Consider the following 13,999-nt stretch of genomic DNA (forward strand, 5'->3'; position numbering starts at 1 on the left):
CCCTATGAAAAATGTGTTTAATAAAATACTAAAAACCACAGCGGTTATTTTTTTAATGTGCGGAACATTTGTTTCTCATAATTGCTATGCAACATGTACACGTAATGGAGGTCTTTTTGCTGACAATAGTATTTCAAGATCAATGGTTAGTCTCCCTGAGGAGATAGTTATTGAAAGTCGGCAATATGTATCTGGTGAGGTCCTTTATACTTCCGGCGTACATGAAGGTAACAATCCACAACTAACTATAGCTAACTGTGGTAGCGGTTATAAAGTTGGCTTTTTTTACAATAATTCCCCCCAGGTTGAAGGGGCGACATATAGCGATGTTATGCCAACAAATATCGAAGGGATAGGTGTCCAGGTCCTGGTATATAACCAGGCGGGTCCTTATGATGGACAGATGACAGTAGATAACAGTTGGCGTGATGGATCTGGATCTAGAGGTGACCATACGTTAAGAGGGTCCTCCTATATGATCTGGCTTGTCGCAACAGGAGCCCCGATTTCTGCCGGAACGTTAACTTTTGGGAGTCCTGTTGCACAAGTTGAATTTCGGGAAAGTGCTTCTCGCAGTGCTGCTGGTGTCGTTGCTTCAGACTTGGCCCTTTCCAATGCAGATGTGATTATTAAAGCTGTGGGATGTTCAGCAGATGTCTCCGCAATAAGCTTTCCTTTTGGCAAAGTCGACTTGGGTCAATTTGATGGGCAAACTAAGGTAGGTTCGGTACCCACACAGGATGTCAATCTGAGTTGTGAACCGGGAACGAATGTGTCTTTATCTGTCACAGCGGCTGAATCTAAAGAAGATGATGTAAATCATACGGTGATAGCGCTTACCGGGGCTGGGGATGAAGGTGTTGCCAGCGGTGTTGGAGTGCAGTTGGGTTTAAAAACCAGCCAGTACAATAGTGGCTCTAATGGTTTACAGTTGAACACCCCCATCTCACTCATCACATCAACTCGAAGTAGTGGAAAGGTTACCGCCGGTGGAGCTACTGCGCAGGAAAAATTAACCTTTAGCGCGGTATATTACAAAACCGCAGCGGTGGTAAAACCTGGTAAAGCGAATGCTACAGCGACACTAACCTTAACCTATAACTAATCTATTATAATTTTTTGCTTGATAATGTTCGCGAGGTGTACAAATGACGGGAGCATATCGCTATCTTTGATACTGGCAAATCCAACTAATAACCCTTTGGATTTCTGTTGATTAAAGTAATAACGCGATAACGGCCTGACTAAAATGCCTTCTGCATTCGCCTGTTTTGCAATCTGCATATCATCTGCGTCGGGCGGAAGTTGAATAATCAGATGCAGCCCGGCATTGCTGTTGAAATAGCCCAGATACTCTTCACCTAAATGCTGCTTAATTAACTCAACCAGTTGGTTACGACGTTTGCTATATAACTGGCGCATTTTGCGAATGTGCGCGGCGTAATATCCTTCTTTGATAAATTCAGCAAGGGCTGCCTGAATGACCTGATGGCCACTACGGTATAGCTCGTTATGCACCTTTTTCAACGGGGCGGCTAAGGGTTTAGGAAGCACCACGTAACCCAGTCGTAGCGCGGGATACAGCGTTTTACTGAAGGTGCCGATGTAAATAACCGGGCTATCTTCTTCAAGCCCCTGAAGTGAAGGAATGGGCTGGCCTGAGAAACGAAACTCGCTGTCATAATCATCTTCTACAATCCAGCTGTGGAACCCCCGCGCTTGGGAGAGTAATAACTGACGGCGCGGTAAACTCATTACTGAACCCAGCGGATATTGATGCGAAGGGGTGACGAAAATCAATTTCGGCTTTTCAACCGGCAATGCTTGCGGAACCAGCCCCTGGTCATCGACTTCAAGTGCTGAAATACTCACGGCGTTCATGCGTAAGATATTTTTAATTCCCCAATAACCGGGTTCTTCAATCCAGGCATGGTCACCAGGGTTACACAACGTACGAGTGACTAAATCCAGCGCCTGATGAATTCCTTCGGTTATCAATATTTGATCGGTTGAGCATTTCACACCGCGCGCGGTACGTAGATAATCTGATAGCGCAGCCTTTAAATCCTCCAGCCCACCTACCGCATCATAAGTGAGATATTCGGGGTTTAAGCGCCGGGAAATACGATCATAAATCTTCTTAAAAGTCCGATGCGGGAAGCTGTTTACATCAGGCACGCCGGGAATAAAGTCCCCCCATTGTGCAGGGCTGGCACTGGCGTTCTCAAGCAGTTCAAGGCCGCGTAGCGACAGGCTCGAGCGGTCTTCAGGCTGGGAGGTCTGGAGTGTTTTCGCAACTTGTGTGTTGAGGTTATCAAGCACACTTTCGGTGACAAACGTGCCGCTGCTGGTGCGCGTCGAGATATAGCCTTCAGCCTGCAACTGCTCGTAGACCCGCAAAACCGTATTACGCGACAGCACCAATTCGCTGGCCAAATCGCGCGAAGGAGGCATCCGTGTGGCCGGGCGTAGACTCCCCTCGAGAATGCAATTACATATCGCAACATAAAGTTTCTTATGAAGTTTCTCGGCAGGTGTCTGGCTAAATGCCTGCTTAATCACATCTACGGCAAGTGAACGCATTTGGATCCTAATAATAAAACGATTTGGCACTCGATTCAGGTACCAGATACTGTCTAAATGGATCTCGTAATTCAACCTGTAAATCTGTTTTGTGTGCGAGGGATAAAAAAATGAGCAATAACGAACTCCATCAACGTCGTCTGGCTGCTACTCCGCGTGGGGTAGGTGTGATGTGTAATTTCTTTGCCCAGACGGCAGAAAATAGCACCATCACGGATGTAGAAGGGAAACAATATATCGATTTTGCTGCGGGCATCGCCGTGTTGAACACCGGTCATCGTCACCCACGCCTGGTACAGGCTATTGAGCAGCAACTCCATTCATTTACACATACCGCTTATCAGATAGTCCCTTACGAAAGTTATGTGTCACTGGCGGAAAAAATTAACAAAGTGGCTCCGATTTTTGGGCCTAAGAAAACGACATTTTTCACCACTGGCGCTGAAGCTGTTGAGAACGCCGTAAAAATCGCCCGTGCCCATACTGGCCGCCCTGGCGTGATTGCCTTTAGCGGTGGGTTCCACGGTCGTACCTATATGACTATGGCGTTAACCGGCAAAGTCGCTCCCTATAAAATCGGCTTCGGGCCATTCCCTGGCTCCATTTATCACGTGCCGTATCCGTCGCAGTTGAACGGTACTTCGACTGATGATGCGGTGAAAGCCATTGAGCGACTGTTCAAGTCCGATATCGAAGCCACCCAGGTAGCCGCGATTATCTTTGAGCCAGTACAGGGCGAAGGTGGTTTTAATGTAGCACCGCCTGAATTTGTGGCTGCGATTCGCCAGATTTGTAATACCCACGGCATTGTGATGATCGCCGATGAAGTGCAAAGCGGATTTGCCCGTACCGGTAAAATGTTTGCCATGGACCATTACGCGCATCAAGCCGATCTCATGACCATGGCGAAAAGCCTGGCAGGTGGCATGCCACTATCAGGTGTGGTGGGTCGAGCGGAAATCATGGACGCGCCAGCACCTGGCGGTCTGGGGGGAACTTACGCAGGTAACCCTCTGGCGGTTGCTTCGGCTCATGCGGTGCTGGATGTGATTGCGGAAGAAAAACTGTGCCAACGTGCAGACACATTAGGTGAGCGGCTGACAAAAACGCTGCTTGATATTAAAGAGAGTTGCCCAGCATTAGCTGAAATTCGCGGGTTGGGTTCGATGATCGCCGCTGAGTTTTATGACCCATCAACAGGTGAGCCATCTGCCGCTATTGCTCAACAGATTCAAAAACGAGCATTAGAGCAGGGGTTACTGCTACTGACCTGCGGCCAAAATGGCAACGTAATTCGTTTCCTCTATCCGCTGACTATTCCGGATGCTCAGTTTGACCAGGCATTAAATATTATTAAGAACGCGACGCAATTGTGAGACTACAGATGATTGAATTAAACAATGCAGACTTGCTGCTAACTACCTGTCCGCTTGATGGTGAGTGGAGTAATGCACTGTCTGGTAAAACAGCCCCAGTTTTGAATGCTGCGACAGGCGAGAAAATCGCTGAGGTTCCTTTTATGGGGCAGGCCGAGACAGTGCAGGCAATTACTGCGGCTGAAGTCGCGCAAAAAGAGTGGAAAAAACAGACTGCGGCAAGTCGGGCCAAAATCCTGCACAGCTGGGTAAGCCTGATTCACGAAAATAGCGAAGATCTAGCCCGATTGATTACCCTCGAAGGTGGCAAACCGCTTGCTGAAGCGCGGGGTGAAATTAACTATGCTGCTTCGTTTATTACCTGGTTTGCTGAAGAAGCGAAAAGGGTGGATGGCGTCTTGTTGCAACCTACCAGTGCCGATCAGCGTTTTATCGTCTCCAAACAGCCAATTGGCGTTTGTGCAGCCATTACGCCATGGAACTTCCCGGCGGCGATGATTACCCGCAAAGTAGCTCCGGCATTAGCGGCGGGTTGTGCCATTATCGTCAAACCGGCCGAGCAAACACCGTTAACCGCACTGGCACTGGCAAAACTGGCTGAAACAGCAGGGCTTCCTGCGGGGTTGTTGCAGGTCATCACTGGTGATGCAAAAGAGATTGGTGGCGAGCTTTGTCGCAATGCTACGGTTCGTAAACTCAGCTTCACGGGCTCAACCGAGACAGGGCGCTTATTGATGGCGCAATGTGCACCAACGATTAAGAAATTGTCGCTGGAACTGGGTGGGAACGCGCCGGTTATCATTTTCGATGATGCTGATATCGATCTTGCCGTTAAAGGCATCATGGCATCCAAGTTCCGCAATAGCGGCCAGACCTGTGTATGCGCTAACCGCATCTACGTTCAGAGCGGAATTTATCAGGCGCTGAGTGTTGAGCTAGTCAAAGCGGTTGAGGCTCTGAAAGTCGGTAACGGCATGGATGACGGGGTCACTCAGGGGCCACTGATTAATGCTAAAGCGATTGAGAAGGTTGAGCTTCATATTCGCGATGCTCTGGATAAAGGGGCCACGGTGTTAACGGGCGGGCAAAAACATACATCAGGTGGGAATTTCTTCTCGCCAACGGTCGTGGCCAATGTCACGCAAGAGATGCGTTTTGCCAGAGAAGAGACATTCGGCCCGGTTGCTCCGCTATTTAAATTTGAAACTGATGATGAAGCAGTGAATTACGCCAATGACACGGAATTTGGCCTGGCTGCTTATATCTTTTCCCGTGATGCGAAACGCCAGTGGCAAATTCCGGAAGCACTGGAATATGGCATGGTGGGAGTGAATACCGGGTTGATTTCCAATGAAGTGGCGCCATTTGGCGGGATTAAACAATCAGGTCTCGGCCGCGAGGGTTCCCGCTTTGGCATTGATGAGTACTTAGAAATGAAATATGTCTGCGTGAAACTCTAAACCCTTCATACCTCGCGCCGCAGCACCGTAGGTCGGATTAGCGCAAGCGACATCCGACTTTTTCTCTGAGCTGTTCACCCCAGATAGCCCCAAAAAACTGCCCATCTGCGAATGTTGCAATCATGCTCACGATCTTAACAATTATGTGACATTAGACGTATACATATAACATATTATGTTTTATAAAATATGTACACTGCCTGCCCTTATGCCACATAAAGAGAAAAGATATGGATCAGACGACAGACAAAGAAAATCTGCAACATCAGCCAGTTAAAGGCGAGCAATTCAACCGCTCGATAGGGCTGATGTCTAACTTCGCGCTGGGATTTACCTACCTATCACCACTGACAGCGGTTTACTCACTGTTTGCGCTGGCGGTAACGCTTGCCGGGCCACCGGCAATCTGGTGGATTCTTATCGTTGCCTGTGGCCAGCTGCTGGTGGCGCTGGTATTCGGTGAAGTTGCATCCCAATATCCAATTACTGGTGGTTTGTACCCATGGGCAAGAAGGTTATGGGGGAAAAAATATGCTTGGATTGCAGCCTGGATTTACCTGTGGGCTTTAGTCGTCACCATTACTTCTATCGCTGAATACACCTCCACCTTTGTTGCGTCCTTATTTCACTACGCAACCAGCGCAGGCAACATGATGCTCACATCTGTCGTGCTGCTGCTGATAATGATGGGCGTGAATATGTCCGGGACGAAGAATTTAGCCCGTGTCGCCAAAATTGGCTTCTGGTGTGAAATAGTCAGCGTCATTGCGTTAGGTATCTATCTGTTAATATTCCACCGTTCACAGCCATTCTCGGTGGTATTTGACTCGATGGGTGTTCTGGCATCCGATGGTAATTACACCACTGCATTTATGTCTGCATCACTGATGGGTTTGTTTATGTTCTTTGGCTTTGAAGCATGCGGTAACGTGGCTGAAGAGGTTAAAAACCCAGGTAAGAAGATTCCAATCGCCATGATTCTGAGTATTGTCTTTGGCGCAATTTCCGCGGTGATTTCGATTCTGGGTTATCTGCTGTCGTCCCCGGACTTGATTAACATTGTGAACGGTAAAATTGCTGACCCAATCCCAACAATTCTGAATCAGGCGCTGGGTGAAACAGGTGCAACCATCTTTATTGTGGTCGCTATTATCGCCATGCTCTCTTGTATTCTGTCCCTTCAGGCTGCATTAAGCCGTCTGATATTCTCCTTCTCTCGCGATAAGATGTTGCCGGGTAGCGAGTGGATGTCCAAAATCTCTAAACATAGCGTGCCGGATAACGCCATGATTGTGAGTTGTTTATTGCCGGTGATTATCTGCGTCTGGGTCTACTTCCAGCCGGATAGTCTGGCTCGTATCACGGCCTTTGCGGTTATTGGAATCTATATTTCATTCCAGATGGTCGTACTGGCTGCGCTTCGTCAACGGCTGAAAGGCTGGAAACCAGCAGGTGAGTGGACTGTGGGTTCATGGGGATTAATCGTAAACGTTCTGGCGTTAGCCTATGGCCTGTGCGGTATTTGGTTACTGGCGCAACCGGCCGCAGGTGAAAGCTTTATTGACCGTTGGACGGTATTGGTAGGGCTTGCGATTGTAATTATCTCAGGACTGCTTTACATGTTCATCACTAAGCCGTTTGGCCGTTCGAACGCACCAGAAAATGATGCGATTGAGTATGCGCGAAAGCTGAGTGTTGAACAGAACTAATACATGCGTATTTAAAGGGAGGATTAGCGCTAAACGCTAATCCTCCCTAAATTTATGTAGCCTGATACAAATTAAAGTAATCATTCTCAAAGACAATCTTCGCCACACTGATATCCAGCAAATCGCCCACCCGGAAACGAGGATGCGTTGAAAAAACAATCCTGCTGTCTTTGTTGGTCAGAATGACTTTATTATCGGCAGCGTAAGGTAATAACTCATCCTCAACGCGGCTGACCAATAAATCTATTGCAGCTACACCTAAGAATTGCTGATTAAAATAAACCGGTACAGCGCTAGTGATGGTGTAAGACGTATTACAGATATAGTCGACGTAGGGGCCATGAATAAATGCGTTACCGACAGCTGGAGCTTGCTTAAACCACTCAAAGGTTCTGAAATCCAGACGCTGTTGCGTGGCCTGGTCTAAATCAAGATTCACCTGTTTTACACCATCAGCTTTCTTATACCACCACTCGAGCAGCCAAAATTCTTTATTACTTCCTGAGCCTTCGATATGGCTGGCAAAGCCCGCACCGGAGCAGTAAACATTGCTGTTTAAAGTGGCTTTAATATGATCCTGAATGGTTTTTCTGACGGAAGGCTCAAGCAAATGCTCCAGATTAACATCCTCAATTTCTGCCAGTGACGTTTCAATGTTGCGGGCAAGCAAACCGGTGGATTCAATGGTGGAGTTAATGATGCTATCAATTTTTTCGGTAAGGGCATGGAGTGATGTTGTTAATAGCATATTTATGCCTATTTTTATAGTTTGTCAGGTTGCACTGTATTTCAATTTATTTTCTATCAGATAGAAAGTAAACGTATCGATTAGCTTTTTGGCGATGTTAACTGACTCGGATTCATTGTGTGAAGACAGAGTATTAATTAACGTGGTGTATAGCTCAACAATCTCACGGTGGATATTTTCTGAACGGAACAAAATAGCCACCAGCGACGACCATTCGGACTGCAAAATTAGCTCCTGGTTAGCGAGACGCGCTGACTGAGAACAGGCGGCTATGGCTAACAAACAACGCATATCAGCCTGAGTGCGTGCTTCAGGTGATGTCGCTAAATTGAGCACTTCAACAAATTCACGTAGGCGAGTGATATCTGCGTTCGTCATACGACGTGATGCCAGACGTGTGCTGTGGCTAATAATAGCGCAATGCATTTCACCTAAATCCGACAAATAATCGGTACTTAGGGTCTTAAATGGATTAAGGGTATTACTGAATTCCCAGACTTGCTCGCAAACAAAACTACCGCCATTACGCCCACGCACAGTGTGAATTAATTTGTTGGCACGCAGCGTATTTAACGCTTCACGGATGGTGATGTGCGAAACCCCCATCATTTTTGCGAGGTCGGCTTCATTCGGTAATTGCTCATTTGCCTCAAGCAAGCCGGTAATAATGGCATTTGAAAGACGCTGAACTATCTGATCGGAACGGCTGGCCTGGCCTATTGGCGCGAATATCACCGCATGAGTAATCATAATTTTCCCTGGTGAGATAATCCTTTAAATAGTTCACTGAACATAGCATACAACCCCTTGTTAATGAAGGAATGCTTATGTGTTGATGCTGGTCCACATGCAACATATGTCGCTCGTTTGGAACCTTTCCATCGCGCTTTATGAACGCTGCGCAATTGCACATTAAAATATCACGTCGGAATGGGATGTATATCATGTTGTTAGCAAAATGTTATTGAATTCGCGTCACATAAAACATATTACATAATATAGTTTATGTTTTAACGAGCGGAGAGCGTAATGAACATCCTGAAGCATTTTATCAATGGGCAATATGTAGCAGGTTCGGAGGATAACCTCTTTGAGCTGGTAAGCCCGGTCAACGGAGAGACCTACGCGCTGTCGCCAGGTGCAGGCCGTAGCGAGGTAGATCAGGCCTATAGCGCAGCGAAAAGCGCGTTTGCCGTCTGGAAACATTCAACCCCGTCCCAAAGACAGCTGGCACTGTTAAAACTGGCCGACGCGATTGAACACAATGTGGACCGACTCGCGCAAGCGCAAAGTCAGGAAACAGGGCAGTTACGCCACTTTATCGAAAAGGAAGAGATCGCAGCATCCTGCGATGCGCTGCGTTTCTTTGCCGGTGCGGCGCGATGTCTTGAAGGCAAAGCCTCATATGAATATACCCCCGGTTTAACTTCAACTATTCGCCGCGAGCCGTTAGGGATTGTTGGCCAGGTCACGCCGTGGAACTACCCGTTTATGATGGCGGTGTGGAAAATTGCCCCAGCATTGGCGGCAGGGAACACCGTGGTGCTTAAACCTAGCGATACCACGCCTATCAGCACCTTAATTCTGGCAGAACTTGCCGCGCCAATTTTCCCACAGGGCGCGTTTAACGTGCTGCTTGGCAAAGCTGAAACTGGCTCCCTGGTGGTATCGAGCACAGAAGCGTCGTTGGTTTCAATCACCGGCTCGGTACGTGCGGGTTTACAGGTAGCGGCATCTGCTGCTGCAAACCTCACCAAAGCTCACCTCGAACTTGGCGGCAAAGCACCGGTTATCGTTTTTGCCGATGCCGACATTAATAAAGCGGTAGACATTATCACCACCGCGGGCTTCTTCAACGCAGGCCAGGATTGCACATCGGCGACGCGCATTCTGATTGAAGATTCCATTTATGAATCATTCCTCGAAAAGCTGGTAAGCAAAACCCGCGAAATCAAATTTGGCGTGCCTGAAGATAAGGATGCGTTGTACGGCGCACTGAACAGCCGCAATCAGTTAGAGCAGGTTAAAGGTTTTATTAGCCGACTGCCGGCGCACGCCAAAATCGAAACCGGCGGTAAGCCTGGCGCTGGCCCTGGTTTTTATTTCGAACCGACGATTATTTCCGGGCTTGAACAATGCGACGAGGCGATTCAGCACGAAGTCTTTGGCCCAGTGATGACCGTGCAGAAATTCTCCTCAGAAGAAGAGGCGCTGGATAAGGCGAATGACGTGGAATATGGCCTGGCATCCAGTGTCTGGACCAGTAATCACGGCCGCGCCCAACGCTTCAGCATGCGTCTCGATTTTGGCACGGTGTGGATTAACAACCATATACCGCTGTGCGCTGAAATGCCCCACGGCGGCTTCAAGAAATCCGGTTATGGGAAGGACTTGTCTTCCTACTCGCTCGATGAGTACACCCGTGTGAAACACATTATGTGCGATACCTCTGACTCCTAATATTAAGGTGATGAAATGAAAGCAATAAAAGTTGCCGTACTCTCCTTTGCTCTATTCTCAAATCTGGCGTTGGCGGATGTTTCCCCGTTGACGGTGGTTAAAGATTATATGTCCGCATGGAACGCCCATGATTCGGCAAAAGCTGCACAATATTTAGCCTCAGACGTGGTTTATTACGATGCAGCAAATGGCACGCCGGTTAACGGCAAGGCAAACGCGGAAAAAGATGTCATAGGTGCTTTTATTAAAGCCGTACCGGACCTGACATGGAAAATGACCAGCAAGCCAGTCTATGACCACGACACCATCGCCTTCCGCTGGGAGTTTAGCGGCAAAAATAGCGGTGAGTGGGCTGGCAGCCCGGCAACCAATAACCCGATTAAATTTGAAGGCGTCAGCTATATCACCGTCAATAATGGCAAGATTACATGGCAAGGCGATTACTACGACTCTAAGAAGCTGGATGAAGAATTAAAACCACAGGCTAAATAAGTAAGGTCTTTTATGTCCATAACCAGACGTGATTTTCTCAACGGAGTTGCCATCACTATTGCAGCAGGGTTAACACCTCTTGACCTTGCCAAAGCTGCCGGTAATGCCCGCGCGGTTATCGGGGAGGATTACTATCCACCCCAACTTACCGGGTTACGCGGCAACCATCCCGGCTCATTCGAGATGGCGCACGCCATTGGCCGTGACCATGAAAAATTCAGTACTGACCATCTTCCAATTGAAGAAGAGTACGATCTGGTTATTGTCGGCGGCGGGTTAAGCGGCCTTGCGGCAGCCAGTTTCTGGCACGACCTGATGGGTAAAGAGAGCAAAGTGCTGGTGCTTGATAACCATGATGATTTTGGCGGCCACGCGAAGCGCAATGAATTTAACGCCGGCGGCAAAAAAATCATTGGTTATGGCGGTAGCGAAGCCTTTCAGTCGCCAACGCGTAACTTTAGCCCGGTGGTAAATGGCCTGATGTCTAAGGTTGGCGTTAGCGTAGCGCGCATGAAGCAGAGCTTTGAGGTCAATTTTTACCCGGACTTAAATCTGAGCCGTGGGGTTTTCTTCGACAAAAAGAACTTCGGTGAAACCAAAATTGTTGGCGGCGATCCTGGGCGCGCAGTCGCCGATGATATCCCACCAGACAGACTCAATGGCCGCAGCCTTGAGGCATTTATCAATGATTTCCCGTTAAGTGAGAGCGACCGCAAAGCCATTCTGGATTTGTATGTTAATCCGCAGGATTACCTGAAAGGGATGTCGGTAGACGAGAAAACCGAATGGATGGACACCCACAGCTACCGGGATTTCCTGGTGGAAAAAGTGGGCCTGAGCAAAATGGCCATCATGTATTTCCAGCAACGCACCAATGACTTCTTTGCTATCGGCATTGAAGGTGTGAGTTGTGGTGATGCTCGCACTTGCGCATTGCCGGGAATGGACAAGATGGGCTTGCCTCCTCTCGATGAAGAATCCCTTGCCGATTTGGAAGAGCCTTATGTCTATCATTTACCGGATGGTAATGCGGGCCTGGCTCGTTTGATAGTCAGGCAACTGGTGCCTGAAGCGCTACCTGGCAACACGATGGAAGACTCCATCACCTCCAGGCTGAATTATCAAAAACTCGATAACAAAGAGAACAGTACCCGCATTCGCCTGAGCAGCATTGTGATTAATGCGGCCAATACCGATGATGGCGTGGTCGTGACATACGTTAATGACGGCAAAGCGCATCGCGTCAAAGGGCGTAAGGCCATCATGGCGGGCTACAACATGATGATCCCGTATCTGGTGCCTGAAACCCCGGAAGAGCAAAAGGCTGACTTGCGCCTGAACGTTAAAGCGCCGCTGGTATACACCAATGTGGTGGTCAAGAACTGGCATGCTTTCACCAAGCTAGGTATCCACGAATTCTATTCTCCTGCGGCCCCTTACAGCCGCGTGAAGCTCGACTATCCGGTGAGCATGGGAAGTTATCACCACCCGCAAAACCCGGATGAACCTATGTGCCTGCATATGGTTTATGTACCCACATACCCGGGCAGCAAAATGAGTGCCCGCGAACAGTTCCGCCAGGGGCGAGCATATTTGCTCGGCACCACTTTTGATGCTCATGAAAAGATGATCCGCGAACAGCTTCAGGAAATGCTGGGGCAAACCGGATTTGATCATGAACGGGATATCACTGCTATAACCGTGAACCGCTGGGCTCATGGCTACGCTTATTACGCCAGCGCGTTGTTCGATGACATGGATAAGATGCCGGAAATTATTGAACGGGCGCGTAAGCCTATCGGGCGAATCGCGATTGCGAACTCCGATTCAGACTGGGACGCCTATGCGCATACTGCGATTGACCAGGCGTGGCGTGCGGTCAATGAACTCAAGGCGATGGGATGAGCTGACATGAAACAGACTTTATTAGCTATCGGATGCATTTTATATACCGGTCATGCCGCGGCCATCTCCACGGGTGAATACATGGCAAAGGTTTCGGACTGTGTGGCTTGCCATACCGCCGAAGGTGGCCAACCGATGGCGGGAGGGAAAGCATTTTCCACGCCGCTTGGGAATATTTACGCCACCAACATTACGCCAGATAAAACCTCCGGTATTGGTCAGTATTCGTATGAAGATTTTGAGAAGGCAGTAAGACAGGGGATTGCGAAAGATGGTCATCCACTCTATCCCGCAATGCCTTATCCCTCGTATGCCAGGATGTCCGATAAGGACATTCGCGATCTCTATGACTATTTCATGAAAGAGGTTCCCGCCGCTGACGTGAAAAATAAAGAGAATGATATTCCATGGCTGCTCTCCGCCAGGTGGCCACTGCACATCTGGAATTGGTTATATGTTGAGGATGCCCATCCCGATAATACAGCGCTAAAAACTACGGAGCAGGATAAAGAGTTACTGGCCCGTGGTGCTTATTTGGTTGAAGGTCCAGGCCATTGCGGTGCCTGTCATACGCCAAGAGGCGCATCAATGCAGGAAAAAGCCTATGATGGAACCAGCGATATTTACCTTAGTGGCGCAACAATTGATGGCTGGTATGCGCCATCACTACGAAATATCTCGATGTCAGCTGAGGAATTAAAAGATCTTCTGCGTGTGGGAAGAAGCCAGCATGGGGCAATATCGGGGCCAATGAGTGAAGTCGTTACGCAAAGTACGCAATATCTTACCGATGGTGATTTAGATGCTATTTCCTTTTATTTGCTGAACTTCAATCACAAAAACTCAACGCCCGTTGCAAAAGATGGCTCAATAACTTATTCACCGACGGATGGGAAAACACTCTATTCGATGTATTGTTCGACCTGCCATGGTGATGACGGTAAAGGCAAAGATTTTACGGTGCCTTCTTTAGTGAATAACTCAATAGTCACGGCGAAAGATCCAGCATCACTGATTTCGGTTATTTATCAAGGTGCACAAACACCGCAAACCAAGGGTAATATTTCCTTCAGAATGCCAGCATATAAAGATTCGATGTCAGTTGATGAAATGGCTAATGTGGTTAATTATGTGAGAGGGAATTGGGGGAGTGGTGCAACACCTATCAGTAAGGATGATGTTGTGAAAATTAAAGAAGTGCAGAAATAATTATTTATTGCCTGAGTGGACGGTGTAATGGCTTATCCACTCAGGCAAATAGATCAC

Annotated in this window: 11 protein-coding genes; 8 read left to right on the plus strand and 3 right to left on the minus strand. The window is 48.2% G+C overall.

Annotated elements, in window-relative coordinates; genetic code table 11:
• Positions 1–4: 4 nt before the first annotated feature.
• Positions 5–1,105: a type 1 fimbrial protein gene (locus LVQ79_RS00255; RefSeq protein ID WP_232863458.1), complete on the plus strand. Its 1,101-nt coding sequence runs from the start codon at positions 5–7 to the stop codon at positions 1,103–1,105.
• Here LVQ79_RS00255 and pdxR read toward each other — a convergent pair.
• Positions 1,102–2,583 (minus strand): MocR-like pyridoxine biosynthesis transcription factor PdxR, encoded by a 1,482-nt coding sequence (pdxR, locus tag LVQ79_RS00260; protein ID WP_232863459.1) that lies wholly within the window; start codon positions 2,581–2,583, stop codon positions 1,102–1,104. The two genes, LVQ79_RS00255 and pdxR, sit on opposite strands and share 4 nt — an antisense overlap.
• 110 nt (positions 2,584–2,693) lie before the next feature.
• On the opposite strand from pdxR, the gene puuE reads away from it, so the two are divergent.
• From puuE to LVQ79_RS00275, 3 genes are all read left to right on the plus strand, one after another.
• Positions 2,694–3,959: a 4-aminobutyrate transaminase gene (gene puuE / locus LVQ79_RS00265; RefSeq protein WP_232863460.1), complete on the plus strand. Its 1,266-nt coding sequence runs from the start codon at positions 2,694–2,696 to the stop codon at positions 3,957–3,959.
• An 11-nt stretch (positions 3,960–3,970) separates the two neighbouring features.
• Positions 3,971–5,419 (plus strand): NAD-dependent succinate-semialdehyde dehydrogenase, encoded by a 1,449-nt coding sequence (locus LVQ79_RS00270; protein ID WP_232863746.1) that lies wholly within the window; start codon positions 3,971–3,973, stop codon positions 5,417–5,419.
• A gap of 230 nt (positions 5,420–5,649) precedes the next feature.
• Positions 5,650–7,128 carry an APC family permease gene (locus LVQ79_RS00275; RefSeq protein WP_232863461.1) on the plus strand — a complete coding sequence of 493 codons (1,479 nt, stop codon included), beginning with the start codon at positions 5,650–5,652 and terminating at the stop codon, positions 7,126–7,128.
• 52 nt (positions 7,129–7,180) lie between these two features.
• Here the strand turns inward: LVQ79_RS00275 and LVQ79_RS00280 are convergent, their stop codons facing one another.
• Complete coding sequence (locus LVQ79_RS00280; RefSeq protein WP_232863462.1) at positions 7,181–7,876, minus strand: cache domain-containing protein; 696 nt, start codon at positions 7,874–7,876, stop codon at positions 7,181–7,183.
• A 24-nt stretch (positions 7,877–7,900) separates the two neighbouring features.
• Positions 7,901–8,626: a FadR/GntR family transcriptional regulator gene (locus LVQ79_RS00285; RefSeq protein WP_232863463.1), complete on the minus strand. Its 726-nt coding sequence runs from the start codon at positions 8,624–8,626 to the stop codon at positions 7,901–7,903.
• Between the two features lie 279 nt (positions 8,627–8,905).
• Between LVQ79_RS00285 and LVQ79_RS00290 the strand changes: the two genes are divergently transcribed.
• Genes LVQ79_RS00290 through LVQ79_RS00305 form a run of 4 tightly spaced genes read left to right on the plus strand, consistent with a single transcriptional unit; the run spans position 8,906 to position 13,942 of the window.
• Positions 8,906–10,336, plus strand: a complete 1,431-nt coding sequence (locus LVQ79_RS00290) for a gamma-aminobutyraldehyde dehydrogenase (protein WP_232863464.1) — start codon at positions 8,906–8,908, stop codon at positions 10,334–10,336.
• Positions 10,337–10,351: 15 nt separating this feature from the next.
• Positions 10,352–10,828, plus strand: a complete 477-nt coding sequence (locus LVQ79_RS00295) for an ester cyclase (RefSeq protein ID WP_232863465.1) — start codon at positions 10,352–10,354, stop codon at positions 10,826–10,828.
• 12 nt (positions 10,829–10,840) lie between these two features.
• Positions 10,841–12,733 (plus strand): NAD(P)/FAD-dependent oxidoreductase, encoded by a 1,893-nt coding sequence (locus LVQ79_RS00300; RefSeq protein WP_232863466.1) that lies wholly within the window; start codon positions 10,841–10,843, stop codon positions 12,731–12,733.
• Positions 12,734–12,739: 6 nt separating this feature from the next.
• Entirely contained in the window at positions 12,740–13,942 is a 1,203-nt protein-coding gene (locus tag LVQ79_RS00305) for a cytochrome c (protein ID WP_232863467.1), read from the plus strand.
• The last annotated feature ends 57 nt before the right edge of the window (positions 13,943–13,999 follow it).

The sequence above is a fragment of the Buttiauxella cochleicola genome, assembly GCF_021282405.1.
In the GTDB taxonomy this organism is placed as follows: domain Bacteria; phylum Pseudomonadota; class Gammaproteobacteria; order Enterobacterales; family Enterobacteriaceae; genus Buttiauxella; species Buttiauxella massiliensis.

Bases quoted from the DNA above. Each gene is read 5' to 3' on its own strand.
- LVQ79_RS00255 (WP_232863458.1), top strand. From the start codon at position 5: ATGAAAAATGTGTTTAATAAAATACTAAAAACCACAGCGGTTATTTTT.
- pdxR (WP_232863459.1), bottom strand. From the start codon at position 2,583: ATGCGTTCACTTGCCGTAGATGTGATTAAGCAGGCATTTAGCCAGACA.
- puuE (WP_232863460.1), top strand. From the start codon at position 2,694: ATGAGCAATAACGAACTCCATCAACGTCGTCTGGCTGCTACTCCGCGT.
- LVQ79_RS00275 (WP_232863461.1), top strand. From the start codon at position 5,650: ATGGATCAGACGACAGACAAAGAAAATCTGCAACATCAGCCAGTTAAA.
- LVQ79_RS00280 (WP_232863462.1), bottom strand. From the start codon at position 7,876: ATGCTATTAACAACATCACTCCATGCCCTTACCGAAAAAATTGATAGC.
- LVQ79_RS00285 (WP_232863463.1), bottom strand. From the start codon at position 8,626: ATGATTACTCATGCGGTGATATTCGCGCCAATAGGCCAGGCCAGCCGT.
- LVQ79_RS00290 (WP_232863464.1), top strand. From the start codon at position 8,906: ATGAACATCCTGAAGCATTTTATCAATGGGCAATATGTAGCAGGTTCG.
- LVQ79_RS00295 (WP_232863465.1), top strand. From the start codon at position 10,352: ATGAAAGCAATAAAAGTTGCCGTACTCTCCTTTGCTCTATTCTCAAAT.
- LVQ79_RS00300 (WP_232863466.1), top strand. From the start codon at position 10,841: ATGTCCATAACCAGACGTGATTTTCTCAACGGAGTTGCCATCACTATT.
- LVQ79_RS00305 (WP_232863467.1), top strand. From the start codon at position 12,740: ATGAAACAGACTTTATTAGCTATCGGATGCATTTTATATACCGGTCAT.